We start from the raw sequence: 23,379 nt of genomic DNA on the forward strand, positions 1-23,379 counted from the left end.
GTCAGTCTCGATTCGTCGTGGGGACGGGGGTTCCCATCCATGATACGAGTTCCTCGGCCGCCCGCCGAACGTCGTCGTTGACGACGGTCACGTCGAACTCGGCGGCGGCCGCCAGCTCGACCCTGGCGGTGGCGAGCCGGGCGGCCCGTTCCTCCTCGTCCTCGGTGCCGCGGCCGACGAGCCGGCGGACCAGCTCGTCCCAGCTGGGAGGCGCGAGGAAGACGAAGAAGGCCTCGGGCATGGTCTCGCGGACCTGCCGCGCGCCCTGGAGGTCGATCTCGAGGAGCGCCGGCCGGCCGGAGGCGAGGACCTCCTCGACCGGACGGCGTGGCGTGCCGTACTTGGCCCGGCCGTGGACGACGGCCCACTCGAGGAGGTCGCCGTTGCGCGCCATCTCCTCGAACCGCTCCTCGGAGACGAAGTGGTAGTGGACGCCGTCGACCTCGCCCGGGCGGGGGCGGCGGGTCGTCGCGGACACCGACAGCCACACCTCGGGGTGGTGCTCGCGCACGTACGCCGCAAGGGTCCCCTTGCCGACCGCTGTCGGCCCGGCGAGGACGGTGAGGCGGGCGGGGGTCGTCACTGCCGCCCGAAGCGGTCGAGGAGGGCCGTCACCTGGTTCTGGCCGAGGCCGCGGAGGCGCCGGCTCTCGGAGATGCCGATCTCCTCCATGATCTGGCGGGCGCGGACCCGGCCGACACCCGGCATCGACTCGAGCAGGGCGGAGACCCGCATCTTGCCGATGACGTCGTTGGTCCGCCCCTCGGCGATCACGTGCTCCAAGGAGGCGTTCGAGTGCTTGAGCCGGTGCTTGACCTCGGCTCGCTCGCGTCGGGACGCGGCGGCCTTCTGGAGGGCGGCGCTGCGCTGTTCCTGGGTGAGCGGGGGAAGTGCCACGGAATGATCCTTGCTGTCACTGCAGACGCTGGCTGCTCAACGCCCGGCGGTACGGTCGCGACTCTAACCGACGGGCCTGCGACCTGCGAGATCCGGTCTATCGCCGGCTCGCCGCGTTCGCGAGGTCGTCCGCGGCCCGCCGAGCCTCCGCGCGCAGCGCCGCCACCCCCGGCCCGGCACCGAGCACCGCCCGGGAGGAGTTGCCGAGGACCTGGGGCATGGCGTCGCCGAAGGTCCGCCGCAGCCCGTCCGGCGTCCCGCCCTGGGCGCCGAGCCCGGGCGCGAGGATCGGCGCGGCCGAGCCGGCGAGGTCGAGCCCGAGGTCGGCGACGGCCGAGCCCACGGTGGCCCCGACGACGAGGCCCACGCTGCCGAGCGCGCCCCGGGCCCGCGCCGCCGCGTTGTCGGCGCCCGCACCGTCGACGATCGACGCGGCCACCGTGGCGTCGTCCCGGACCGCGTGCTGGACCGAGGCGCCCTCGGGGTTCGAGGTGAGCGTGAGCACGAAGACGCCGCGGCCGGTGGCGGCGGCGAGGTCGAGCGCCGGGCGCAGCGACTCGTACCCGAGGTACGGGCTCACGGTCACGGCGTCGGCCCGCACGGGCGAGTCGTCCGAGAGGTACGCCTGCGCGTAGCCGGCCATCGTCGTGCCGATGTCGCCGCGCTTGGCGTCGAGCAGGCTCAGTGTGCCCGCCTCGCGCAGCCCCTCGAGCGTGCGCTCGAGGACGGCGACGCCGCGGGAGCCGAACCGCTCGAAGAACGCCGACTGCGGCTTGACGCACGCGACGGTGCCCCCGAACGCCTCGACGCACGTCAGGGCGAACCGCTCGAGGCCGTCGACGGAGTCGGGCAGGCCCCAGGCGTCGAGCAGCGCCGCGTGCGGGTCGATCCCCGGGCAGAAGGGGCCGTGGGCGTCCATCGCGGCGCGCAGACGCTCACCGAAGGGCGTGCGGGTCATGGGCGGACCATCCTCTCGTGGGCGATGCCGACGACGTCGGCGAAGCGGTCGAAGCCGTGCCGTCGCACCTCGGCCTCGAGCTCGGTGAGCACGCGGCGCGGCGCGGACGGGTCGTTGAACGTGGCGGTGCCGACCTGGACGGCCGCCGCGCCGGCCGCGACGAGCTCCAGGGCGTCGGTTCCGGTGCGCACTCCCCCGACCCCGATGACCGGCGCCGTGGGCAGGCGACCCCCGCGCATCGCCGCGGTCACCTGCCAGATCGCCCGCACCGCCACCGGCCGCACCGCCGGCCCGGAGAGGCCGCCGGTGACGCCGGCCAGCTGCGGGCGCAGGAGGTCGGTGTCGATGACGATGCCGAGCAGCGTGTTGATCATCGTCAGGCCGTCCGCCCCGGCACCCAGCGCCGCCGCGGCGATCGCGACGATGTCGGTGACGTCGGGGGTCAGCTTGGCGAACACCGGGACCCCCTCGGGGACCCGGTCGCGGACGATCCGCACGACCCGCTCCGAGGACTCCGGGTCACAGGCGAACACGAGCCCGCGGTTGGCGACGTTGGGGCACGAGATGTTCGCCTCGACCCCGACGACGCAGTCCCACGCCGGGCCGGCGACGAGGCGGTCCACGACCTCACCGAACTCCTCGGCCGTGTTGCCCGCCACGGACACGAGCACCCGGGCCCCGTGGTCGGCGAGCCACACCAGGTCCTGGGTGCAGAACGCGTCGATGCCCGGGCCCTGGAGCCCGATGGAGTTGAGCATCCCGGACGGCGTCTCGGCCATCCGCGGCGTCGGCCGCCCGGACCGGGGGTCGCGCATCACGGTCTTGGTCACGAAGGCACCGAGCTCGGCCACCGGGAAGAACCGCTGCAGCTCCTTGCCGTTGGCGGCGCAGCCCGACGCGGTCAGCACCGGGTTCGGCAGCCGCATCCCGGCGAGCGTCGTGCTCATGTCCACCATCAGTGGCCCCCCGCCCGCGGCGCCCCGACCGCGTCCTCGGGCACCCGGGTGACGCCGCCGGAGATCGCGTCCCAGCGGACCCGGTCACCGCGGAACACCGGGCCCTCGACACACGAGCGGACCATCCGGGTGGCGCCGTCGGAGCCGGTGACCGGCATGACGCAGGTCATGCAGACCCCGATGCCGCAGGCCATCGACTCCTCGACGGCGACCTGCGCGACGGCCCCGTGCCGCCCCGCCACCTCGGTGACCGACCGGAGCATCGCCATCGGCCCGCACGCGTAGACGACCGCGGCCTCGGTGCGGTCGACGACCTCGCCGAGCACGTCGGAGACCCAGCCCCGGCGCCCGGCCGACCCGTCGTCGGTCGTCACGTGCACCGCGTCCGCGCTGCGCCGGGCCTCGACCACCCCGAAGAGGCGGTCCTCGGAGGCCGCGCCGAGCACCATCTCGACGTGGCAGCCCCGTTCCCGCAGTGACTCCGCGAGCCAGAACAGCGGTGCCGACCCGTAGCCGCCTCCGACGAGGACGCACGCCACCGGCTCGGCCGGCAGCGGGAACGGCCGCCCCAGCGGGCCGACGACGTCGACGGGGTCGTGCGGCCGCAGCGCGGCGAGCCACCGGGTGCCCGGGCCGTGCGCGGCGACGACGATGTCGACGGTGCCCCCGTAGGTGCCGGACGGCTTGACCTTGTGGATCGAGAAGCACCGGCGCAGGAGGGTGGCCGAGGTGGGCCCGCCCACCGCCAGCGCCACGAACTGCCCGGGGTCCGCGAGCTCCGCGACCCCCGGCGCGACGAGCGTCAGGTGGTGGTAGGCCCCGACCCGCCGGTTCGCGATGAGCTCGCCGGCGACCTGGACGACGCCTGTGCTCACGCGCCCGCCTCCACACCGAACAGGTCGAGCGCCGCGGTGTGCTCCTGGAGCGAGGTGACCTCGAGGCCGCCCTGCTGGACCGCCTCGATGGCGAGCACGGCCGCCGCGAGCTGCTGGACGGTGGTGATGATCGGCTTGTCCATCGCGGTGGTCGCGGCGCGGATCGCGTACCCGTCGGCGCGGGTCGTGGCGCTGGGCCCGCTCGGGGAGTTGACGACCATCGCGATCTCGCCCGCGTTGATCAGGTCGACGACCGACGTGCCGCCCGCCCCGCGTTCGGCGTGTTTGAGCACGACGTCGGCCTCGATCCCGTTGCGGCGCAGCACGTCCGCGGTGCCGGAGGTCGACAGGATCCGGAAGCCGAGGTCGACGAGCCGCTTGACCGGGAAGATGATCGCCCGCTTGTCACGGTTGGCGACCGACACGAAGACCGTGCCGGCCGTGGGCAGGCCGCTGATCGCCGCGAGCTGGGCCTTGGCGAACGCGCGGCCGAAGTCGGTGTCGATCCCCATGACCTCCCCCGTCGAGCGCATCTCGGGCCCGAGGAGGCTGTCGACGACGAGGCCGTCCGCGGTCCGGAACCGCTTGAACGGCAGGACGGCCTCCTTGACCGAGACCGGCGCCGTCGCGGGCATCCGGCCGCCGTCGGTGTGCTGGGGCAGCACGCCCTCGGCGCGCAGCTCGGCGATCGAGGCGCCGAGCATGATCCGGGCCGCGGCGTTCGCCAGCGCGACACCGGTGGCCTTCGCGACGAACGGTACGGTGCGGGACGCCCGGGGGTTGGCCTCCAGGACGTAGAGGATGTCCTGGGCGAGGGCGAACTGCACGTTCATGAGCCCGCGGACCCCGATGCCCTCGGCGAGCTTGCGGGTCGAGTCGCGCACCCGTTCCATCTCGGTGGCGCCGAGAGTGACCGGCGGCAGCGCGCACGAGGAGTCCCCGGAGTGGATGCCGGCCTCCTCGATGTGCTCCATGATCCCGCCGAGGTACATCTCGTCGCCGTCGAAGAGGACGTCGACGTCGATCTCGATGGCGTCGTCGAGGAAGCGGTCGACGAGCACCGGATGCTCGGGCCCCGCGACCGTCGCCCGCTCGACATAGGCACCGAGGGTCTCGTCGTCGTAGACGATCTCCATCCCCCGGCCACCGAGCACGTAGGACGGCCGGACCAGGACGGGATACCCGATCTCGCGGGCGATGGCGACGGCCGTCGCGGCGCTGTAGGCGGTGCCGTGCTTGGGCGCGGGCAGCCCGGCCTCGGCGAGCACCCGGCCGAACGCGCCCCGGTCCTCGGCGAGGTCGATGGCCTCCGGGCTCGTGCCGACGATGGGGACGCCGGCCGCCTTGAGCGCCTTCGCGAGCCCGAGCGGGGTCTGCCCGCCGAGCTGGACGATGACCCCGGCGACCGGGCCGGCCAGCTGCTCGGCGTGGACGACCTCGAGGACGTCCTCCAGGGTCAGCGGCTCGAAGTACAGGCGGCTGCTCGTGTCGTAGTCGGTCGAGACGGTCTCGGGGTTGCAGTTGACCATGACCGTGTCGTAGCCGGCGTCGCGCAGCGCGAAGGAGGCGTGCACGCAGGAGTAGTCGAACTCGACACCCTGCCCGATCCGGTTCGGCCCGGACCCGAGGATGATGACGGCCTCGCGCTCGCGCGGCGCGACCTCGGACTCCTCGTCGTAGGAGCTGTAGTGGTACGGCGTGCGGGCCGCGAACTCGGCCGCGCAGGTGTCGACGGTCTTGAACACCGGGCGGACCCCGAGCGCCTGGCGCACCCCCCGGACGACGGCCTCGGGCATCGCCCGCAGCGAGGCGAGCTGGACGTCGCTGAAGCCGTGCCGCTTCGCGAGGCGCAGCAGGTCCGGCGTCAGCTGCTCGGCCTCGCCCACGGCCGCCGCGACGTCGTTGACGAGCGCGATCTGGTCGAGGAACCACGGGTCGATCCGGGTGACGTCGTGCACCTCCTCGACCGTCAGGCCCGCGCGCAGGGCCTGCTGGACCTGCACGATGCGCCCGTCGGTGGGGCGCCGGGCCGAGTCGAGCAGCGCGTGCCCGGCCTCGGTGGTGGGCGTCGCGCCGTCCCAGTGGAAGCTGCTGCCCGCCTTCTCGAGCGACCGCAGCGCCTTCTGCAGGGCCTCGGTGAACGACCGGCCGATCGCCATCGCCTCGCCGACCGACTTCATCGTCGTCGTCAGCGTGTCGTCGGCCGCGGGGAACTTCTCGAACGCGAACCGCGGCACCTTGACGACGACGTAGTCGAGCGTCGGCTCGAAGGAGGCCGGGGTCTCCTCGGTGATGTCGTTGGGCACCTCGTCGAGGGTGTAGCCGATCGCCATCTTCGCGGCGATCTTCGCGATGGGGAAGCCGGTGGCCTTGGACGCCAGCGCCGAGGACCGCGAGACGCGGGGGTTCATCTCGATGACGATGATCCGCCCGTCCCGGGGGTCCACCGCGAACTGGATGTTGCAGCCGCCGGTGTCGACGCCGACCTCTCGGATGATGTCGATGCTGATGTCCCGCAGCCGCTGGTACTCGCGGTCGGTCAGCGTCAGCGCCGGCGCCACCGTGATGGAGTCGCCGGTGTGGACGCCGACGGGGTCGACGTTCTCGATCGAGCAGACGACGACGACGTTGTCGGCGTGGTCGCGCATGACCTCGAGCTCGTACTCCTTCCACCCGAGGATGGACTCCTCGAGGAGCACCTCGGTGACCGGCGAGTACTGCAGCCCGGCCCCGGCGATGCGGCGCAGCTCGTCGGGGGTGTGGGCGAAGCCGGACCCCAGGCCGCCCATCGTGAAGGAGGGCCGCACGACCACCGGGTAGCCGAGCTCGTCGGCGGCGGTGAGCACCTCGTCCATCGAGTGGCAGATCATCGAGCGGGCCGACTCCGCGCCGCAGCGCTCGACGACGCCCTTGAACTTCTCGCGGTCCTCGCCGAGCTGGATCGCCTCGACGTTGGCCCCGATGAGGGGACAGTCGTACTTCTCGAGGATGCCGCGCTCGTGCAGGTCCATCGCGCAGTTGAGCGCCGTCTGGCCGCCGAGGGTCGCCAGCACGGCGTCCGGGCGCTCCTTGGCGATGATCTTCTCGACGATCTCGGGGGTGATCGGCTCGATGTACGTGGCGTCGGCGAACTCCGGGTCGGTCATGATCGTCGCCGGGTTGGAGTTGACGAGGATGACCCGGATCCCCTCCTCCCGCAGGACGCGGCACGCCTGGGTGCCGGAGTAGTCGAACTCGCAGGCCTGCCCGATGACGATCGGGCCGGAGCCGATGACCAGGACGCTCGTGATGTCGTCGCGCTTGGGCATCAGTTCACCCCACGAAGTTCTGCGCTCGTGCCTCGCTCCGATACTTCGCGGGGACCCCGAATACCGGTTGAAGTCACTTCTTTGCTCCTTGCATGAGATCGGTGAAGCGGTCGAACAGGTAGGCGGCGTCGTGCGGGCCGGCCGCGGCCTCCGGGTGGTACTGGACCGAGAAGGCGACGAGCCGCTCGCCGTCGCGCACCTCCAGGCCCTCGACGACGTCGTCGTTGAGGCAGACGTGGCTGACCGAGACGATGCCGAACTCGGTCTCGGTCGCCCGGTCGAGCGGCGCGTCGACGGCGAAGCCGTGGTTGTGGGCGGTGACCTCGACCTTGCCGGTCGTGCGGTCCATGACCGGCTGGTTGATGCCGCGGTGCCCGTACTTCAGCTTGTAGGTGCCGAACCCCAGCGCCCGGCCGAGGATCTGGTTGCCGAAGCAGATGCCGAAGTACGGGGTCCCGTCGCGCAGCACGCCGCGGAGCAGCTCGGCCTGGGCCTCGGCTGTCGCCGGGTCGCCCGGGCCGTTGCTGAGGAACACCCCGTCCGGCGCGAGCGCCCGGACGTCCTCGACGGTCGCCGTGGCCGGGAGCACGTGCACCTCGATGCCGCGCTCGGCCATCATCCGCGGCGTCATCGCCTTGATGCCGAGGTCGACGGCGGCGACGGTGAAGCGCCGCTCCCCCACCGCCGGGACGACGTACGCCTCGGTGGTCGCGACCTCGGCGGCCAGGGACGAGCCGGCCATCTCGGGGGCTGCCGCGACCTCGGCGAGCAGCTCGGCGGGCGGCCGGGAAGCCGCGTCCCCCGAGAAGATGCCGACTCGCATCGCCCCGCGCTCGCGCAGGTGCCGGGTGATGGCCCGGGTGTCGACGTCGCAGAGGCCGACGACGCCCTGGGCGTCGAGCTCGTCCTCGAGCGAGCGCCGGGAGCGCCAGTTCGACGGCCGCAGCGCGGGGTCGCGCACGACGTAGCCGGCGACCCAGATCCGGCCCGACTCGTCGTCCTCGTCGTTCCACCCGGTGTTGCCGACGTGCGGGGCCGTCATGACGACGACCTGGCGGTGGTAGCTGGGGTCGGTGAGGGTCTCCTGGTAGCCGGTCATGCCGGTGGAGAAGACGGCCTCGCCGACGGTCGTGCCACGGTGGCCGTAGGCGCGGCCGGGGAAGGTCCGGCCGTCCTCGAGGACCAGGACGGCGGGCTCGCGGTGGGTCAGCATGCTGCGGGCTCTCCTTCGCGCGCGGTGACGGTGCCGCGCAGGATGGTGGCGTGGACGGCTCCGGTGAGGGTCCGCCCGTGCCACGGGGTGTTACGGGACAGGGACTGCGAGGCGGCGCGGTCGACGGTGACCGTGGCAGCGGGGTCGACGAGGACGAGGTTGGCGGGCTCCCCCGGCGCGAGCGGCCGGCCGTGGCCGGCCAGCCCGGCGATGCGGGCCGGGTTGACCGACATGACCCGGGCCAGGTCGGCCAGCCCCATCGAGCCGGTCGTGACGAGCAGGTCGTGGACCACCCCGAACGCGGTCTCGAGCCCGAGCATCCCGAATGCCGCGTCGACGAAGGCGTGCTCCTTGTCGTGCCGGGCGTGCGGGGCGTGGTCGGTGGCGACGGCGTCGATCGTGCCGTCGAGCAGCCCCGCCCGCAGCGCCTCCTGGTCGGCGGTGGGGCGCAGCGGCGGGTTGACCTTGAACACGGGGTCGTAGCCGGCGAGCAGGTCGGTGCCCAGCGCCAGGTGGTGCGGGGTGACCTCGGCGGTCATGGCGATGCCGCGGGCCTTCGCCCAGCGCACGACGTCCAGGCCCTCCGCGGTGCTCACGTGCGCGACGTGGACCCGGCTGCGGGTGTGCTCGGCGAGCATCGCGTCGCGGGCGATGATGCTCGCCTCGGCCACCGGGGGCCAGCCGGGCAGGCCGAGCCGCCCGGACAGCTCGCCCTCGTGGCAGCAGGCCTGCGCCCCGGCGAGCGCGGGGTCCTGGCTGTGCTGCGAGACGACACCGCCGAAGGCCCGGACGTACTCCAGGGCCCGGCGCATGACGCGGCCGTCGGCCACGCAGTGCCCGTCGTCGCTGAAGACCCCGACCCGGGCGCGGGAGCGGTGCATGAGGCCGAGCTCGGCCAGCTCGACGCCCTCGAGGCCCTTCGTGACCGCGCCCACCGGGACGACGTCGACGAGCCCGGCCGCGCGACCGAGGTCGAGGATGCGCTCGGCTGCCTCGGCGGTGTCGGTGACCGGGGAGGTGTTGGCCATCGCGAGGACCGCGGTGAACCCGCCCGCCGCGGCGGCGCGCGAGCCGGAGGCGATCGTCTCGGCGTCCTCACGGCCCGGTTCGCGCAGGTGGGTGTGCAGGTCGACGAACCCGGGGAGGGCGGTCAGCCCGTCGCCGTCGAGCCGGTCGAGGCCGCTGACGTCCTCGACCCGGCCGACCTCGGCGACGAGCCCGTCGCGCACGGCGAGGTCACCGCGCTGCTCGGCCCCGTCGGGGCCGAGGTAGGTGACGCCGGTGATCAGCAGGTCGCTCATGCCGCGTCCTCCTCTCCGGCGAGCAGGTGGTAGAGCACGGCCATCCGCACCGCCACTCCCGCGGACACCTGGTCCAGGACGAGGCTCTGGGCGGCGTCGGCCGCGTCGGCGCTGATCTCGAGCCCGCGGTTCATCGGGCCCGGGTGGCAGATGACCGCCTCGCCGTTCGCGTCGGTCAGGGCCCGGAGGCGGTCGCGGGTGAGGCCGAAGCCCACGGTGTACTCCCTGGGGGTCGGGAAGAAGCCGCCGCTCATCCGTTCGCGCTGGACGCGCAGCATCATCACCGCGTCCGGGCCGGAGGCGAGGACCTCGTCGAGGTCGTCGGTGAGGTGCAGCCCGTCGGCGGCCGCCCACGCCCCGATGCCGCTGGGCATCAGGGTCGGGGGGGCGACGAGCGTGACGTCGGCGCCGAGGGTGCGCAGCGTGATCGCGTTGGACCGGAACACCCGGCTGTGGGTGAGGTCGCCGACGATGGCGACCCGGCGGCCGGCGAGCGGCCCGAGCCGCTGCTCCATCGTGTACGCGTCGAGCAGCGCCTGGGTGGGGTGCTCGTGGGTGCCGTCCCCCGCGTTGACGACGCTCGCGTCGACCCACTGGGACACCTGGTGGGCGGCGCCGCTGGCCATGTGCCGGATGACGACGCAGTCCACGCTCATCGCGTCGATCGTCATCACGGTGTCGCGCAGCGACTCACCCTTGGACGCCGACGAGCCCTTGCCGGTGATGTTGATGGTGTCGGCCGACATCCACTTGCCCGCGATCTCGAAGCTGCTGCGGGTGCGGGTGGAGTCCTCGAAGAAGAGGTTGATGATGGTGCGCCCGCGCAGGGTCGGGAGCTTCTTGACGTCGCGGCGCTGGACCTCGTGCATCTCGGCGGCGGTGGCGAGGAGCATCCGGACGTCGTCGCGGCTGAGGTCGGCGCTGGAGAGGAGGTGCCTCATCGGTGCCCCCCTGCGGCCGGCGTCGACGGACTGCCCGCCCGGGTCTCCCCGGAGGCGATGGTCACCGACTCCGGGGTGTCGTCGACCCCGCTGAGCCGGACCATGACCCGCTCGGTGTGCGCGGTGGGCAGGTTCTTTCCGACGTGGTCGGCCCGGATCGGCAGCTCGCGGTGGCCCCGGTCGACGAGCACGGCCAGCCGGACGGCGCGGGGGCGGCCGAGGTCCGAGAGCGCGTCGAGCGCGGCCCGGATGGTGCGGCCGGAGTACAGGACGTCGTCGACGAGGACGACGATCCGGTCATCGACCCCGCTGCTCGGGATGCGGGTCGGCATCGGGGCGCGGGTGGGCTGGTGGCGCAGGTCGTCGCGGAACATCGTGATGTCGAGGTCGCCGACCGGGACCTCGACGCCCTCGATCTCCAGGAGCAGCTCCGAGAGGCGGCGGGCGAGCTCGACTCCACGGGTCGGGATGCCGAGCAGGACGAGGTCGTGGGCGCCCTTGTTGCGCTCGACGATCTCGTGGGCGATGCGCCGCAGAGCCCGGGAGATGTCCGGTTCGCTCATGACGGTGCGGGCGGTGGCGGAGGCCTCGAGGGCTCCGGGGGGCAGCGTGTCGTCGGCGCGCGTCATCCGCGTGCGACCTCCTTCCCTGCCTCACGGGACAGGTCGTTAAAGGATGTCTGGCGGGCGCCACTGTAGTTGGTCCGGAGCGCCTCGGGCGACACCGTCCACGGCGCCGGTCCGTGTCGGCTCAGCCGGCGGTGGCGCCCGCGGGCCGGAAGCCGGAGCAGAGGATCCGCAGGAACCCGATGTGGTCGCCGTCGGCGCGGTAGTACGCCTGCTGCTCGGCGGCGTAGGCACCGTCGGGCGTCCGCAGGGCGAGCCGGTAGGAGACCCGCTGGGTGTCCTCGACGGGCGCTCCGGCGGTGACGTCGACGAGGGCGGTGATCTCGTCGGCATCCCCGAACCAGCAGCCGAACAGGACCTCGACGAGGTCGTCGGGGCCGGTGCCCTCCCAGGCGCGTCCGGGGGTCAGGCCCCGGAAGTCGACGTCCGGGGTGACGAGGCGGTGCACTGCGTCGGCGTCCTTCGCGGCGACCGCCCGGGCGAACCGCGGTCCGAGGGTGCTCATGGCAGCAGTTGAGCATGCCGCCGGAGCGCACGCCAGCCATGGGACTGCGGTGGTGCCCGGCGGGGCGGTCCGCCCCGTGAGACGCATAATGCGTCAGCATGTATGACATAACAAGATGTGATGGTCACGTTCCGGCTCGTCCCCGAGGAGGCTCCGATGCCCGAGATCACCAGCGCACCCACGTCCGGGGCCACCTGCCCGGAGCAGCGGGCCGAGGCCGCATCCCCGCCGCTCTTCCCACCGCGGGACGCCGACGCGGCGGCGTACCGGCGCTGGCTCGCAGAGTCGCCGTGGCCCGAGGTCGTCTTCGCCTCGGCCGGCGCGCGCTGACCCCTGGCGCGACCGCCTCGGACCCGCGACGATCGGGGGGACGGCCACCACCGGGGCGGCCGCCGACGAGAGGGGCCGCCATGGCGCACACATACGGCATCAGCGAGGTCGTCGGGACGTCGACGACGTCCATCGACGACGCGATCACCTCGGCGGTCGCCCGCGCGAACACGACCGTGCGCGGGCTCGACTGGTTCGAGGTCACCGAGATCCGCGGCCATCTGGAGGACGGCGCGGTCGCGCACTACCAGGTGGGGCTCAAGCTCGGCTTCCGCCTCGAGGAGAGCTGACCGGGGCCGGACGCTCAGGCGAGGGTGGGCTTGACCTCGACGAGGCGGGCGAGCAGGCCGTTGACGAAGCGCGGGCTGTCGTCGGTCGACAGCTCGGTCGCCAGGGCCACCCACTCGCTGATCGCCACCGGCTCGGGAACGTCCTGCGAGTGCAGGACCTCGTAGGCGCCGAGCCGGAGGATGGCACGGTCGACCGCGGGCATCCGCGGCAGCGACCAGCCCTGCGAGTACGTCGTGATGAGCTCGTCGAGCTGGTCCCGGTGGGTGGAGACGCCGGTCACCAGGTCGGCGGTGAACTCCGAGAGGGCGTGCTCGGTGACGGGCACCGCCAGCCGCTCGCGCAGGAGGTCCGCGGGGTCGATGCCCCGCTGCTCCGCCTCGAACAGCAGGTCGAGGGCGCGCTTACGGGCCTTGGTGCGGGCGGCCACGGGTCAGCTGATCCGGCCGAGGTAGGAGCCGTCGCGGGTGTCGACCTTGATCTTGGTCCCCTGCTCGAGGAAGAGCGGCACGGCGATCTCGGCGCCCGTCTCGAGGGTGGCCGGCTTCGTGCCGCCCGTGGAGCGGTCGCCCTGGAGGCCCGGCTCGGTGTAGGTGATCTCGAGGACGACGGAGGCGGGCAGCTCGATGTAGAGGACGGTGCCGTCGTGGCGGGCCACGATGGCCTCCTGGTTCTCGACCATGTACTTCGCGGCGTCGCCGACGACCTCGGGGCTCACCGGGAGCTGGTCGTAGGTGTCACCGTCCATGAAGATGAAGTCGGTGCCGTCGTTGTACAGGTACTGCATGTTCCGCTTGTCGACGTTCGCGGTCTCGACCTTGACGCCGGCGTTGAAGGTCTTGTCGACGACCTTGCCCGACAGGACGTTCTTGAGCTTGGTGCGCACGAAGGCCGGGCCCTTGCCGGGCTTGACGTGCTGGAACTCCACGACGGACCACAGCTGGCCCTCGATGTTGAGGACGAGGCCGTTCTTCAGGTCGTTGGTCGATGCCACGGGCTGGTGTCTTTCTCGAGTCTGGGACGGGTCACGGCACCGGAGTGCGGGCGCGCGTCACCCCTGCGAAGGGGTCGGGATCGCCGACCATGCTACCGCTCCCCCGCCGCTCGCCCGACCGCCCGCTCCTCCTGGCGATCTGCGGGGGTGGGTCAGGGCGAGATGGCGGCGTAGGCGTCGCGCAGCAGCGACTCGTCCGGGCCGACGAGGCGTACCGGGTGGGCCAGGCCGTCGAGGACGACGAACCGCATCGTGGCCCCACGCGACTTCTTGTCGCGGGCCATCGCGGTGAGCAGGTCCTCGAAGCGGCCGCCCACGTCGCGGGTCGGGAGCCCCACCGCCTCGAGCACCGCCCGGTGGCGGGCCAGGAGCGCGTCGTCGACGGTGCCGGTGCGGTGCCCGAGCTCGGCGGCGAACACCATCCCGATCGCGACGGCCTCGCCGTGCCGGCGCTCGTAGTGCTCGACCTGCTCGATGGCGTGCCCGAGGGTGTGGCCGTAGTTGAGGACCTCGCGCAGGAACGACTCGGTGAGGTCGGCGGCCACGATCTCGGCCTTGACGCGCACCTTCCGCTCGACGAGCTCGGCCAGCACGTCGCCATCCCAGCGGGTCGCGGCGGAGGGGTCCGCCTCGATGAGCTCGAGGATCCGTGGGTCGGCGATGAAGCCGCCCTTGACGACCTCCGCGAGCCCGGCGACGAGGTCGGGCCGCGGCAGGGTGGCGAGGACGTCGAGGTCGCACACGACGCCGGCCGGGGTGTGGAAGGCGCCGACGAGGTTCTTGCCCTCGGCGGTGTTGATGCCGGTCTTGCCCCCGACCGCCGCGTCGACCATGGCGAGCAGGGTGGTCGGGACGTGGACGACCGGGACACCACGCAGCCAGGTGGCCGCGACGAACCCCGCGAGGTCGGTGACGGTGCCGCCGCCGACCGAGACGACCGCGTCGGTGCGGGTGAACGCCCGCTGCCCGAGCACCGACCACAGACCGGCGGCCACCTCGGCCGTCTTCGCCCGCTCGTTGTCCGGGACGGCCTCGACGCGGACCGTGTACCCGGCGGCCGACAGCGCCCCGGCGACCGTGTCGGCGTAGGTCCGCAGCCCCTCGGGGCGCACGACGAGGACCTGCCGGACCCCGCCGGGCAGCTGCGCCGCGACCCGGTCGAGCACCCCCCGGCCGACGACGACGTCGTGGAGGTCGCCGACGGGGATGACGACGGGTTCGCTCACGTGCCCGCGCCGATCAGCGCGGCCACCTCGGCCGCCACGTCCTCGGCCGGCCGCCCGGCGGTGTCGACGACGTGCGTCGCGACGCGTTCGTAGACCGGGCGCCGCTCGCCCATGAGCCGGACCCAGGAGGCACGCGGGTTGACCGCGAGCAGGGGGCGGCTGCGGTCGAAGCCCACCCGCTTGGACGCGTCGGCGATCCCGACGTCGAGGAAGACGACGGTGTGGCCCTCGAGCAGCGGCTCGGTGAGCGGGTCGACCGGCGCGCCACCGCCGAGGGCGACGACGCCGTCCTCCTCGGCAAGGGCCCGGGCCACCTCGGCCCGCTCCAGGTCGCGGAAGGTAGGCTCGCCGTCCTCGACGAAGATGTCGCTGACGCTGCGCCCCGACGCCGTCTCGATGGCGAGGTCGGTGTCGAGGAAGTCGACCCCGAGGAGTGCCGCGAGCGCCCGCCCGGTGGTGGTCTTGCCCGACCCCGGGGGGCCGACGAGGACGACGCGGGGCATCAGACGTCGTCCCACGTGCGCATCGCCGACGGGATCGCGTCGAGGTAGCCCCGGTGGTTGCGGGCGGTCTCGGCGACCGAGTCGCCGCCGAACTTCTCGAGGCACGCCTCGGCCAGGACCAGGGCGACCATCGCCTCGGCGATGACGCCCGCGGCGGGGACCGCGCAGACATCGGAGCGCTGGTGGATGGCCGTCGCCGCCTCGTCGGACGCGACGTCGACGGTGCGCAGCGAGCGCGGCACCGTGGAGATGGGCTTCATCGCCGCGCGCACCCGCAGGACACCGCCCACGGACATGCCGCCCTCGGTGCCTCCGGCCCGCCCGGTGGCGCGCCGGATGACCCCGTCGGCGTCGCGCTCCATCTCGTCGTGCGCCTGCGACCCGCGCCGCGCCGCCGTACGGAACCCGTCGCCGACCTCGACGCCCTTGATGGCCTGGATGCCCATGAGCGCCGCCGCGAGGCGGGAGTCGAGCCGGCGGTCCCAGTGCACGTGCGACCCGAGCCCCGGCGGCACCCCGACGGCGACGACCTCGACGACGCCACCGAGGGTGTCGCCGTCCTTGCGGGCCGCGTCGACCTCGGCGACCATCGCGGCCGAGCCGCCGGGGTGGAACGCGCGCACGGGGTCGGCATCGAGCGCGGCGACGTCGTCCGGCCCGGGCAGCGGCGCGTCGTCCGGGACTCCGGCCGCCCCGATGGCCACGGTGTGCGACACCAGCCGGATGCCGTACGCCTGCTCGAGGAACCGGGCGGCCACGGCACCGAGGGCGACCCGGGCGGCGGTCTCACGCGCCGAGGCGCGCTCGAGCACCGGACGTGCGTCGTCGAAGCCGTACTTCTGCATGCCGACGAGGTCGGCGTGGCCGGGCCGCGGCCGGGTGAGGGGCCGGTTGCGGGCCACCTCCTTCTCGGCGTTGACGTCGTCGGAGGCCGCGTAGTCCGCCTCGCTCACCGGGTCGGGGCTCATGACGGTGCGCCACTTCGGCCACTCGGTGTTGCCGATCCGGATCGCGACCGGCGAGCCGAGGGTGCGCCCGAGCCGGACCCCGCCGAGGAACTCGACCTCGTCCTGCTCGAACTTCTGCCGGGCCCCGCGGCCGTAGCCGAGGCGGCGCCGGGCCAGGGCCCCGGCGAGGTCGGCGGTGGTCACCTCGACGCCTGCGGGCAGGCCGTCGACGGTCGCGACGAGGGCGGGGCCGTGCGACTCCCCCGCGGTCAGCCAACGCAGCATGGGTCCGATCCTTCCACGCGTGTCTCAGCCACCGGTCAGCCAGGTCAGGATGCGGGACGTGCCGCCGATGGCCACCCAGGCGCCGAGGCACATGGCGGGGCCGTACGCGATGGAGGACTTCAGCCCGACCCGGCGCCCCGCGAGGAGCAGGATCGCCGTCAGCCCGCCGATGAGGAAGCCGGCCATGAGCCCGAGGAGGAGATGGGCGATCCCGAGCCATCCGAGGAGGGCTCCGAGGACCGGCGCAAGGCGGACGTCGCCACCGCCGACCCCGCCACCCGGGAGGAGGCCGAGGACGAGGTAGGTGCCGCCCATGACCGCGGCTCCGATGACGGCCGTGAGCCACCGGCCCTCCCCCGGGGTCGCGAGCGAGGCGATCCCGAGGAGGAGGACGAGAGCGGCGCCGGTGGGGACGACGAGCCCCACCGGGAGCCGGTGGACGTCGAGGTCGATCCACACGAGCCCGACGGTGAGCCAGGCGAACAGCAGGAAGGGCGGCAGGGAGGCCCACGCCCCGTGATCCCCCACGGAGACGACGGCGAGGGCGCTCAGCGCGCCGGTGGCCGGGCCGGTCCACCACGGGTGGCCGGGGGGTCGGTCGACCTCGTCCTCGTTGATGCGGTACCCCCCGGTGGCGAGCCGCAGGCCGGTGAGGTGCCCGACGACGCCCATGACCAGGGCAACCACGACGACGACCCACCACGGCGTCATGCGCCACCTCCGAGGGCGGCGAGGCCCGCCTCGCGCATGGCCTCGACCGGGGCGGGGCGGCCGGTGAAGAGCCGGAACTGCTCGGCCGCCTGGTGCACGAGCAGCTCCAGACCCGACACGACCGTCATGCCGGCGGCCGCGGCCGCCCGGGCGAGGGGGGTCGGCCATCCGGCGTACACGACGTCGAGGAGGACCCCCGCATGCGCGGCCGGCACGGTGGCCGCGACGTCGTCGCCGGCGGCCGGTGGGACGGTCGAGACGACGACGTCGTCGCGGGTCGTGACCCACGGGTCGATCGCGGCGACGGAGCCGTTGCGCACGCCGACGCCGGCGTCGAGCGCCCAGGCGAGGAGGTCTGCGGCCTTGGCGGTGTCGCGCGCCCGGACGGTGAGCGTCGTGACGCCGAGCTCGGCGAGGGCGAGCACACAGGACCGCGCGGTCGCCCCGGCGCCGATGACCAGGGCTCGCTGCACCGGGCCGGACAGGTGCGGGCGCAGCGCCGCGACGGCGCCCGCGACATCGGTGTTCGTCGCGTCCCACCCACCGTCGTCGCGACGCACGAGGGTGTTCGCGGCGGCGGCCAGCCGCGCCACGTCCGAGGTGTCGGTCGCCAGCGCGAGGGCCGCCTCCTTGAGGGGCATCGTCAGGGACAGGCCCCGCCAGGTCTCGTCGAGGGCACCGACGAACGCGGGCAGGTGGGCGACGCCGACCTCGTGCCGGTCGTACTCCCACCCCTGCAGCCCGAGCGCGGCGTACCCCGCCCGGTGCAGCGCCGGCGAGAGGGAGTGCTCCACCGGGGACCCGAGGACCGCGGCCCTCAGCACCGGCACCAGGTCACCCGCTGCACTTCCCCTCGTTGTCCGAGCACCACTGCCGCAGCTTGGCCTCGTTGGCCTGCTGCTCCGCGTACGTCTCGGCGAAGAGGGTCTCTCCCGAGTCGAGGTTGACCGTCACGAAGAAGAACCACCCACCCGGCGTCGGGTCGGCCGCGGCGTCGATGGCCGCCTTGCCCGGGTTGCCGATCGGCCCGGGCGGCAGCCCCGGGGAGCCGTAGGTGTCGTACGGGTCGGACTTCGCGCTGTCGTACTCGCTCTTGGTGAGGTTGCCGCGCTTCTGGAGGACGAAGTTGACCGTCGAGTCCATCTGGAGGAAGCCGGCGGTCGGGCCGTTCGGGTCGGCGAGACGGTTCTCGACCACCCGGGCCACCTTGCCCCGGTCCGCGTCGCCGCGGGCCTCGCCCTCGACGATCGAGGCGATGATGAGGGTGCGCTGCCAGTCCTTCTTCGGGACGTCGGCGGCCTCGAGGGTCTTGATGGTCAGGTCGATCATCGCGCTCAGCTGCTCGGTGGCCGACGTGTCCTCGGAGAACTCGTAGCTCGCCGGGAACAGCCACCCCTCGAGGTTGCCCTCCGCCTGCGCCGGCAGCCCGAGGGCCTCGGTGTCCTTGGCGGCCTTCTCGTACTCCTCGACCGGCACCCCGGTGGCTTTCGAGAGGGCCGCGAACGTCTCGGAGGTCCACAGCCCCTCACGGACCGTGACGCGGTCGGTGACCCGGTTCGCCGGGTCGGTGAGCACCCCGAAGGCGTCCAGCCCGGTCATCCCCTTGAGGAGCACGTACGTGCCGGGCTGGATCTTCGCGGCCGTCTGCGGGTCAGCGGCCGCCGCCTCGAGGTAGGCGGTGCGGGTCTTCGTGACGCCGGCGTCGCGCAGCGTCGTCGCGATGTCCTCGCCGGTGTCGCCGGAGGACACGACGACCTCGACCTCGCCCTCGCCCGGGCCGGGGAAGTCGACGTCGGTCTCGGAGCCGCCGACGAGGCCTCCGATCATCGGGCCGAGGACGCTGACGGCGCCGTACGCGGCACCGCCGACGAGGACGACGGCGATGAGGACCGCCAGGAGGCCGCGACCGCGGGACCTGCGACGTCGGCGACGACCGTGGATGTCCCGACGGGAGCTCCCCGCGGGTCGCCGGCTGTCGTCACCGAAGATCGTGTCGGTGAAGTCGTGGCTCACGTCCTCGTGCCCTTCGTCCGTGGCTTGCGCCGTCGTCCTCCGACCGGTTCTCCTGCCGGAGCCCCGGTCGCACGCTCGGTGTCGAGCGCCGACTGGAGGATCAGCACCGCCGCGGCCTGGTCGACCACGGAGCGCTGCCGCCGTCCGGCGACTCCGCTCGCCGTGAGCGCGCGGTGCGCGTCGACCGTCGTCAGGCGCTCGTCGACGAGGCGGACCGGGACGGGGGCGACACGCGCCGCCAGCACGCCAGCATACGTGCGGACGTTCGCGGCAGCGGGCCCTTCGACACCCGAGAGCGACCTGGGGAGCCCGACGACCACCCCGACCGCCGCGTGCTCGGCGACGAGCTGGGCGAGCCGCTCGAGGTCCTCGGCGCCCGGGTGTGGGTCCGCGCCGGCGGTCCGGGGGACCGTCTCCAGCGGAGTCGCGAGCAGCCCGTCGGGGTCGCTGCGGGCCACCCCGACGCGGACCGAGCCGACGTCGACGCCGATGCGGACGCCGCGCGCCGGGCGCTGCTCGCCGTCCGACATCAGCCGGCGAGCTCCCCGACGCGCCACTCGACGGCCGAGAGCGCCTCCCCGACCTTGGCGGGGTCCTGGCCGCCGCCCTGCGCGATGTCGTCCTTGCCGCCCCCGCCGCCGCCGAGGGCGCCGGCCGCGACCCGGACCAGCTCGCCGGCGGTGATGCCGCGCCCGCGGGCCGCCTCGTTCGTCGCGACGACGACCACGGGCCGGCCCTTCGCGACCCCTGTGACGGCCACGACCGACGGGCGGTCGTTGCCGAGGCGGCCGCGCAGGTCCAGGACCATCGTGCGCACGTCGCCGGCGTCGGCCTCCCCCGCGTCGTGCGCGAGCAGGGTGACCCCGCCGACGTCGCGCGCGCGGTCGGTGAGCGACCCGGCCGCGGCCTGCAGCTGCTCGGTGCGCAGCCGCTCGAGGTCGCGCTCGGCCTCCTTGAGCCGGGTGAGCAGCCCGCCCACGCGCTCGGGCAGCTCCTCGGGGCGACCCTTCATCAGCTCGGTGAGCTGGCCGACGATGGCGCGCTCCCGGGCGAGGAACGAGAACGCGTCGTTGCCGACGAGCGCCTCGACCCGCCGGACCCCGGACCCGATGGAGGACTCCCCGAGCAGGGTGACGAGCCCGAGCTGGGTCGTGCGCTCGGCGTGCGTGCCTCCGCACAGCTCGCGGGCCCAGTCCCCGACGGAGACGACGCGCACGGCGTCGCCGTACTTCTCGCCGAAGAGCGCCATCGCACCCGCGTCGCGCGCCTGCTGCTGGGTCATGACCTCGGCGTTGACGGCGAGGTCGTCCAGGAGCAGCGCGTTGACCCGGGACTCGACGTCGCCGAGCACCGACGCCGGCAGCGCGGACGAGGCGTGGAAGTCGAACCGGAACCGGCCCGGGGAGTTCTCGGACCCGGCCTGGGTGGCGGTGTCGCCGAGGGCCTCCCGGATCGCCTTGTGCACCATGTGCGTCGCGGTGTGCGCCCGCGAGATGGACCGGCGGCGCTCGATGTCGACCTCCGCGTACGCCTGCTCGCCCGCCGCGACCTCACCGGTGACGACCGTCGCGCGGTGCACGATGAGACCCCGGATCGGCGACTGGACGTCCCGCACCTCCACGACCGCCCCGCTGCCGAGCCGCAGCAGGCCGCCGTCTGCGAGCTGGCCGCCGCCCTCGGCGTAGAACGGGGTGCGGTCGAGCACGAGCTCGACGTCGTCGCCCGCGGTCGCGGAGGTGACCGGCACGCCGTCGCGGAGCATCCCCGCGACCCGCGCCTCGGAGGTCACCTCGGAGTACCCGGTGAACTCGACCGGGGCGCCGACGCCGTCGGCCAGGGCCCGGTAGACGCTGGTGTCGCCGTGGGCCACCTTCTTGGACCGCGCGTCGTCCTTGGCCCGCTGGCGCTGCTCCTGCATGAGCCGGGTGAAGCCCTCACGGTCCACCTCGAGCCCCTGCTCCGACGCCATCTCGAGGGTGAGGTCGATGGGGAAGCCGTAGGTGTCGTGCAGCTGGAACGCCTGGTCCCCGGCGAGGACGGCCCCGCCGCGCTCCTTGGTGCGGGCGACGGCGGTGTCGAGGATCGTCGTGCCCGCCGTGAGGGTGCGGCGGAACGCCTCCTCCTCGGCGTAGGCGATCTGCGAGATGCGGTCCCAGTCGGTGCGCAGCTCGGGGTAGGACTGCTCCATCCGCTCGAGCGAGACCGGCAGCAGCTCCGGCAGGCAGGGGTCCTCGTAGCCGAGGAGCCGCATCGAGCGGATCGCGCGGCGCAGCATCCGGCGCAGGACGTAGCCGCGGCCCTCGTTGCCCGGGGTGACGCCGTCGCCGATGAGCATGAGCGAGGACCGGACGTGGTCGGCGACGACCCGGAGCCGAACGTCGTCGGGGTGGGACTCGCTGACCATGTGCCCGGACTCGGCGCCGTAGCGCGTGCCGGACAGCTGGGCCGCCCGGTCGAGGACGGGGTACACCTCGTCGATCTCGTACAGGTTGTCGACCCCCTGGAGCAGCGTCGCCATCCGCTCCAGGCCCATCCCGGTGTCGATGTTCCGCTGGGGCAGCGGGCCGGCGACGTCGAAGTCGTCCTTGGCGCGGACGGCCGAGAGCTCCTCCTGCATGAACACGAGGTTCCAGAACTCGAGGAACCGGTCCTCGTCGACGGCCGGGCCGCCGTCGCGGCCGTACTCGGGGCCCCGGTCGAGGTAGATCTCGCTGCACGGCCCGCCGGGGCCGGGGACCCCCATGTGCCAGTAGTTGTCGAGCTTGCCGCGGCGGGTGATGCGCTCGGCCGGGATCCCGACCTGCTCGTGCCAGATGGCGAAGGCGTCGTCGTCGTCCTCGTAGACGGTGGGCCAGATGAGGTCGGGGTCGAGGCCGTAGCCGCCCTCGCCCTGGGGGGTCGTGACGAGCTCCCAGGCGAGGCGGATGGCGCCCTCCTTGAAGTAGTCCCCGAAGGAGAAGTTGCCGTTCATCTGGAAGAAGGTGCCGTGCCGCGAGGTTTTGCCGACCTCCTCGATGTCACCGGTGCGCACGCACTTCTGCACGCTCGTGGCGCGGTCCCACAGCGGGGTCTCCTGGCCGAGGAAGTACGGCTTGAACGGCACCATGCCGGCGTTGACGAACAGCAGGTTGGGGTCGTCGAGCAGCAGCGAGGCGCTCGGGACGATCGTGTGACCGTTGCGGGAGAAGAAGTCGAGCCAGCGGCGCCGGATCTCAGCGGTTTCCATGTCGTGTCAGTCCTGTGGGGTGGGCCGGGCGCGGGCAGGCCGACATCGTATGCCGGGGCCGCGTCCGAAGGTCGGGTGGGCGGAGGCGGGGGCGTCGAGCCCCTACCGAGCTCGCTCGTCGCCGCCCGGGCCACCACCGGCGGGGCCGGAGGGGTCCAGGAGCAGCGCGCGCGCCTCCTCGGGAGACAGCGACCGGCCCGGGTCGCCGTCGGTGAGGCTCACGGCCGGGCCGCGGTCGCGCTCGCCCCAGCCCGCGTCGACGTCGAGGTCGGGGACGACGGCACCCGCGGCATGGCGGGGCGCCCGGGTCGTGGCGTCGGTGCGCACCGCGACCTCCACCGCCTCCCGCAGGTCGGCCTCGCGCTCGCGCGCGGCCTCACGCACCGTCGTGACGAACCGCCGGGTGGCCGGCAGCCGCCAGAGGGCATAGCCGACGCCGACCGCGGCGGCGCCGAGCAGCAGCGTGCGCGCCCTCATCGGGCCGCCTTGCGCAGGTTCGAGACCGCCACCCGCACGCCGTAGCTGTACGCGGCCACCTTGATGAGCGGGGAGCCCAGCGTGGCGGCGAACACCGAGGTGAGCGCAGAGGCGTTCGTCGTCATCGTCGACACGGAGCTGGTGATGGCGTCGACCCGGGTCAGCTGGTCGTTGGTGAGCCCGACGGTGTCGGTGAGGCTCTTGAGAGTGGGCTGCACGTTGTCGGTGGTCGTGCGCAGGCTCTCGCGGGTCTCGTCGAGGATCCGGCCGGCCTTGCCGACGAGGCCGGCGACGCGGACGACGAGGTAGGCGAACGCGACCGCGGCGACGAGCGCTGCGATCCCTCCGAGCGTGACGTCCATACCGCCGACCCTATCGGGCGCTCCGGGCCGGACTCAGCGGCGTCCCCGGCTCGACCCGCCCGCGCCGCCGAGCGAGATGAGCAGCCCGAGCATGAACCCGGCGTCGTACCAGTTACCGGAGTTGCGGACCGCGTAGACGCTCACGGCGTCGGTGAACAGCGACACGATGAACGTCACCGGCACGATGACGCCGTGCCACAGGCCCAGCCAGAACCCGGGCGGGTCGGTGCCGGTGTCCAGCGCCGGGTTCGGGCCGGCCGCGCAGGCGCCGAGGACCAGGACCGTGCCGAGGGCGACGACGGCGAGGAGGGCAGCCCGCGGCCACGCACGGCGGGGGCTGTGGACGAGCGGGTCCGATGTCATGCGACCACCTCCAGCCCCATCGTGGCACCGGGTCGGGCGGGCGTCAGCCCCCTGTTCCGCGGGTCACGCAGCGA

At 73.6% G+C, this 23,379-nt stretch carries 26 protein-coding genes; 2 read left to right on the forward strand and 24 right to left on the reverse strand.

The genetic code is table 11. The features are described from left to right. Position 1: 1 nt before the first annotated feature. The 11 genes from gmk to Q0963_RS10695 form a co-directional block, all read right to left on the reverse strand. Positions 2-583: a guanylate kinase gene (gene gmk, locus Q0963_RS10645; RefSeq protein ID WP_299445515.1), complete on the reverse strand. Its 582-nt coding sequence runs from the start codon at positions 581-583 to the stop codon at positions 2-4. Continuing rightward, the gene (gene mihF / locus Q0963_RS10650) at positions 580-897 is read right to left on the reverse strand and encodes an integration host factor, actinobacterial type (protein ID WP_299445517.1); all 318 of its coding nucleotides are present in this window, start codon (positions 895-897) and stop codon (positions 580-582) included. Before mihF ends, gmk begins: the two co-directional genes overlap by 4 nt. 97 nt (positions 898-994) lie before the next feature. Further along, positions 995-1,855 (reverse strand): orotidine-5'-phosphate decarboxylase, encoded by an 861-nt coding sequence (gene pyrF, locus Q0963_RS10655; protein WP_299445519.1) that lies wholly within the window; start codon positions 1,853-1,855, stop codon positions 995-997. After that, entirely contained in the window at positions 1,852-2,802 is a 951-nt protein-coding gene (locus Q0963_RS10660) for a dihydroorotate dehydrogenase (protein ID WP_299445521.1), read from the reverse strand. The genes pyrF and Q0963_RS10660 overlap by 4 nt, the downstream gene beginning before the upstream one ends. 8 nt (positions 2,803-2,810) lie before the next feature. Then, complete coding sequence (locus Q0963_RS10665) at positions 2,811-3,686, reverse strand: dihydroorotate dehydrogenase electron transfer subunit (RefSeq protein WP_299445522.1); 876 nt, start codon at positions 3,684-3,686, stop codon at positions 2,811-2,813. Continuing rightward, positions 3,683-6,994, reverse strand: a complete 3,312-nt coding sequence (gene carB / locus Q0963_RS10670) for a carbamoyl-phosphate synthase large subunit (protein ID WP_299445523.1) — start codon at positions 6,992-6,994, stop codon at positions 3,683-3,685. The genes Q0963_RS10665 and carB overlap by 4 nt, the downstream gene beginning before the upstream one ends. A gap of 73 nt (positions 6,995-7,067) precedes the next feature. Next, positions 7,068-8,207 (reverse strand): glutamine-hydrolyzing carbamoyl-phosphate synthase small subunit, encoded by a 1,140-nt coding sequence (carA, locus tag Q0963_RS10675; RefSeq protein ID WP_299445525.1) that lies wholly within the window; start codon positions 8,205-8,207, stop codon positions 7,068-7,070. Continuing rightward, complete coding sequence (locus Q0963_RS10680; protein WP_299445527.1) at positions 8,201-9,508, reverse strand: dihydroorotase; 1,308 nt, start codon at positions 9,506-9,508, stop codon at positions 8,201-8,203. Before Q0963_RS10680 ends, carA begins: the two co-directional genes overlap by 7 nt. Continuing rightward, positions 9,505-10,449, reverse strand: coding sequence for an aspartate carbamoyltransferase catalytic subunit (locus tag Q0963_RS10685; RefSeq protein WP_299445529.1), 945 nt, complete (start codon positions 10,447-10,449; stop codon positions 9,505-9,507). The genes Q0963_RS10680 and Q0963_RS10685 overlap by 4 nt, the downstream gene beginning before the upstream one ends. Continuing rightward, entirely contained in the window at positions 10,446-11,078 is a 633-nt protein-coding gene (gene pyrR / locus Q0963_RS10690) for a bifunctional pyr operon transcriptional regulator/uracil phosphoribosyltransferase PyrR (RefSeq protein ID WP_299445531.1), read from the reverse strand. Before pyrR ends, Q0963_RS10685 begins: the two co-directional genes overlap by 4 nt. Positions 11,079-11,199: 121 nt before the next feature. After that, positions 11,200-11,580 (reverse strand): hypothetical protein, encoded by a 381-nt coding sequence (locus Q0963_RS10695; RefSeq protein WP_299445532.1) that lies wholly within the window; start codon positions 11,578-11,580, stop codon positions 11,200-11,202. Between the two features lie 156 nt (positions 11,581-11,736). On the opposite strand from Q0963_RS10695, the gene Q0963_RS10700 reads away from it, so the two are divergent. Together Q0963_RS10700 and Q0963_RS10705 are read left to right on the forward strand one after the other, a co-directional pair. Next, positions 11,737-11,910, forward strand: a complete 174-nt coding sequence (locus tag Q0963_RS10700) for a hypothetical protein (RefSeq protein ID WP_299445534.1) — start codon at positions 11,737-11,739, stop codon at positions 11,908-11,910. An 80-nt stretch (positions 11,911-11,990) separates the two neighbouring features. Further along, the gene (locus Q0963_RS10705; RefSeq protein WP_299445537.1) at positions 11,991-12,200 is read left to right on the forward strand and encodes a dodecin; all 210 of its coding nucleotides are present in this window, start codon (positions 11,991-11,993) and stop codon (positions 12,198-12,200) included. Between the two features lie 14 nt (positions 12,201-12,214). Here Q0963_RS10705 and nusB read toward each other — a convergent pair whose 3' ends face one another. The 13 genes from nusB to Q0963_RS10770 all read right to left on the reverse strand — a co-directional run bounded on the left by nusB (position 12,215) and on the right by Q0963_RS10770 (position 23,305). Beyond that, positions 12,215-12,628 (reverse strand): transcription antitermination factor NusB, encoded by a 414-nt coding sequence (gene nusB / locus Q0963_RS10710; RefSeq protein ID WP_299445539.1) that lies wholly within the window; start codon positions 12,626-12,628, stop codon positions 12,215-12,217. Positions 12,629-12,631: 3 nt separating this feature from the next. Then, complete coding sequence (gene efp / locus Q0963_RS10715; protein WP_299445541.1) at positions 12,632-13,192, reverse strand: elongation factor P; 561 nt, start codon at positions 13,190-13,192, stop codon at positions 12,632-12,634. A gap of 152 nt (positions 13,193-13,344) precedes the next feature. Then, positions 13,345-14,418: a 3-dehydroquinate synthase gene (gene aroB, locus Q0963_RS10720; protein ID WP_299445543.1), complete on the reverse strand. Its 1,074-nt coding sequence runs from the start codon at positions 14,416-14,418 to the stop codon at positions 13,345-13,347. After that, positions 14,415-14,921 carry a shikimate kinase gene (locus Q0963_RS10725; RefSeq protein WP_299445545.1) on the reverse strand — a complete coding sequence of 169 codons (507 nt, stop codon included), beginning with the start codon at positions 14,919-14,921 and terminating at the stop codon, positions 14,415-14,417. The genes aroB and Q0963_RS10725 overlap by 4 nt, the downstream gene beginning before the upstream one ends. Then, positions 14,921-16,153: a chorismate synthase gene (gene aroC / locus Q0963_RS10730; RefSeq protein WP_299445547.1), complete on the reverse strand. Its 1,233-nt coding sequence runs from the start codon at positions 16,151-16,153 to the stop codon at positions 14,921-14,923. The genes Q0963_RS10725 and aroC overlap by 1 nt, the downstream gene beginning before the upstream one ends. A gap of 24 nt (positions 16,154-16,177) precedes the next feature. Then, entirely contained in the window at positions 16,178-16,864 is a 687-nt protein-coding gene (locus Q0963_RS10735) for an A24 family peptidase (RefSeq protein WP_299445549.1), read from the reverse strand. Then, on the reverse strand, positions 16,861-17,694 hold the full coding sequence (locus Q0963_RS10740; protein ID WP_367180053.1) for a shikimate dehydrogenase: 834 nt from the start codon (positions 17,692-17,694) through the stop codon (positions 16,861-16,863). The genes Q0963_RS10735 and Q0963_RS10740 overlap by 4 nt, the downstream gene beginning before the upstream one ends. Before the next feature lie 4 nt (positions 17,695-17,698). After that, the gene (mltG, locus tag Q0963_RS10745; RefSeq protein WP_299445551.1) at positions 17,699-18,877 is read right to left on the reverse strand and encodes an endolytic transglycosylase MltG; all 1,179 of its coding nucleotides are present in this window, start codon (positions 18,875-18,877) and stop codon (positions 17,699-17,701) included. Next, positions 18,874-19,407 carry a Holliday junction resolvase RuvX gene (gene ruvX, locus Q0963_RS10750; RefSeq protein ID WP_299445553.1) on the reverse strand — a complete coding sequence of 178 codons (534 nt, stop codon included), beginning with the start codon at positions 19,405-19,407 and terminating at the stop codon, positions 18,874-18,876. The genes mltG and ruvX overlap by 4 nt, the downstream gene beginning before the upstream one ends. Continuing rightward, a complete protein-coding gene (gene alaS / locus Q0963_RS10755) occupies positions 19,407-22,103 on the reverse strand; it encodes an alanine--tRNA ligase (protein WP_299445555.1) in 2,697 nt (898 codons plus the stop codon). Before alaS ends, ruvX begins: the two co-directional genes overlap by 1 nt. Before the next feature lie 102 nt (positions 22,104-22,205). Further along, positions 22,206-22,580 carry a hypothetical protein gene (locus Q0963_RS10760; protein WP_299445557.1) on the reverse strand — a complete coding sequence of 125 codons (375 nt, stop codon included), beginning with the start codon at positions 22,578-22,580 and terminating at the stop codon, positions 22,206-22,208. Beyond that, the gene (locus tag Q0963_RS10765; protein ID WP_299445559.1) at positions 22,577-22,942 is read right to left on the reverse strand and encodes a DUF948 domain-containing protein; all 366 of its coding nucleotides are present in this window, start codon (positions 22,940-22,942) and stop codon (positions 22,577-22,579) included. Before Q0963_RS10765 ends, Q0963_RS10760 begins: the two co-directional genes overlap by 4 nt. A gap of 33 nt (positions 22,943-22,975) precedes the next feature. Beyond that, the gene (locus tag Q0963_RS10770; protein ID WP_299445561.1) at positions 22,976-23,305 is read right to left on the reverse strand and encodes a hypothetical protein; all 330 of its coding nucleotides are present in this window, start codon (positions 23,303-23,305) and stop codon (positions 22,976-22,978) included. Positions 23,306-23,379: the final 74 nt, after the last annotated feature.

The sequence above is a fragment of the uncultured Phycicoccus sp. genome, assembly GCF_947495705.1.
In the GTDB taxonomy this organism is placed as follows: Bacteria; Actinomycetota; Actinomycetes; order Actinomycetales; family Dermatophilaceae; genus Phycicoccus.

Coding starts and splice junctions, on each gene's coding strand:
- pyrF (WP_299445519.1), bottom strand. CDS start 1,855: ATGACCCGCACGCCCTTCGGTGAGCGTCTGCGCGCCGCGATGGACGCC.
- Q0963_RS10660 (WP_299445521.1), bottom strand. CDS start 2,802: ATGAGCACGACGCTCGCCGGGATGCGGCTGCCGAACCCGGTGCTGACC.
- carB (WP_299445523.1), bottom strand. CDS start 6,994: ATGCCCAAGCGCGACGACATCACGAGCGTCCTGGTCATCGGCTCCGGC.
- carA (WP_299445525.1), bottom strand. CDS start 8,207: ATGCTGACCCACCGCGAGCCCGCCGTCCTGGTCCTCGAGGACGGCCGG.
- Q0963_RS10680 (WP_299445527.1), bottom strand. CDS start 9,508: ATGAGCGACCTGCTGATCACCGGCGTCACCTACCTCGGCCCCGACGGG.
- Q0963_RS10685 (WP_299445529.1), bottom strand. CDS start 10,449: ATGAGGCACCTCCTCTCCAGCGCCGACCTCAGCCGCGACGACGTCCGG.
- pyrR (WP_299445531.1), bottom strand. CDS start 11,078: ATGACGCGCGCCGACGACACGCTGCCCCCCGGAGCCCTCGAGGCCTCC.
- Q0963_RS10695 (WP_299445532.1), bottom strand. CDS start 11,580: ATGAGCACCCTCGGACCGCGGTTCGCCCGGGCGGTCGCCGCGAAGGAC.
- Q0963_RS10700 (WP_299445534.1), top strand. CDS start 11,737: ATGCCCGAGATCACCAGCGCACCCACGTCCGGGGCCACCTGCCCGGAG.
- Q0963_RS10705 (WP_299445537.1), top strand. CDS start 11,991: ATGGCGCACACATACGGCATCAGCGAGGTCGTCGGGACGTCGACGACG.
- Q0963_RS10725 (WP_299445545.1), bottom strand. CDS start 14,921: ATGCCCCGCGTCGTCCTCGTCGGCCCCCCGGGGTCGGGCAAGACCACC.
- aroC (WP_299445547.1), bottom strand. CDS start 16,153: ATGCTGCGTTGGCTGACCGCGGGGGAGTCGCACGGCCCCGCCCTCGTC.
- Q0963_RS10735 (WP_299445549.1), bottom strand. CDS start 16,864: ATGACGCCGTGGTGGGTCGTCGTCGTGGTTGCCCTGGTCATGGGCGTC.
- ruvX (WP_299445553.1), bottom strand. CDS start 19,407: ATGTCGGACGGCGAGCAGCGCCCGGCGCGCGGCGTCCGCATCGGCGTC.
- alaS (WP_299445555.1), bottom strand. CDS start 22,103: ATGGAAACCGCTGAGATCCGGCGCCGCTGGCTCGACTTCTTCTCCCGC.
- Q0963_RS10760 (WP_299445557.1), bottom strand. CDS start 22,580: ATGAGGGCGCGCACGCTGCTGCTCGGCGCCGCCGCGGTCGGCGTCGGC.
- Q0963_RS10765 (WP_299445559.1), bottom strand. CDS start 22,942: ATGGACGTCACGCTCGGAGGGATCGCAGCGCTCGTCGCCGCGGTCGCG.
- Q0963_RS10770 (WP_299445561.1), bottom strand. CDS start 23,305: ATGACATCGGACCCGCTCGTCCACAGCCCCCGCCGTGCGTGGCCGCGG.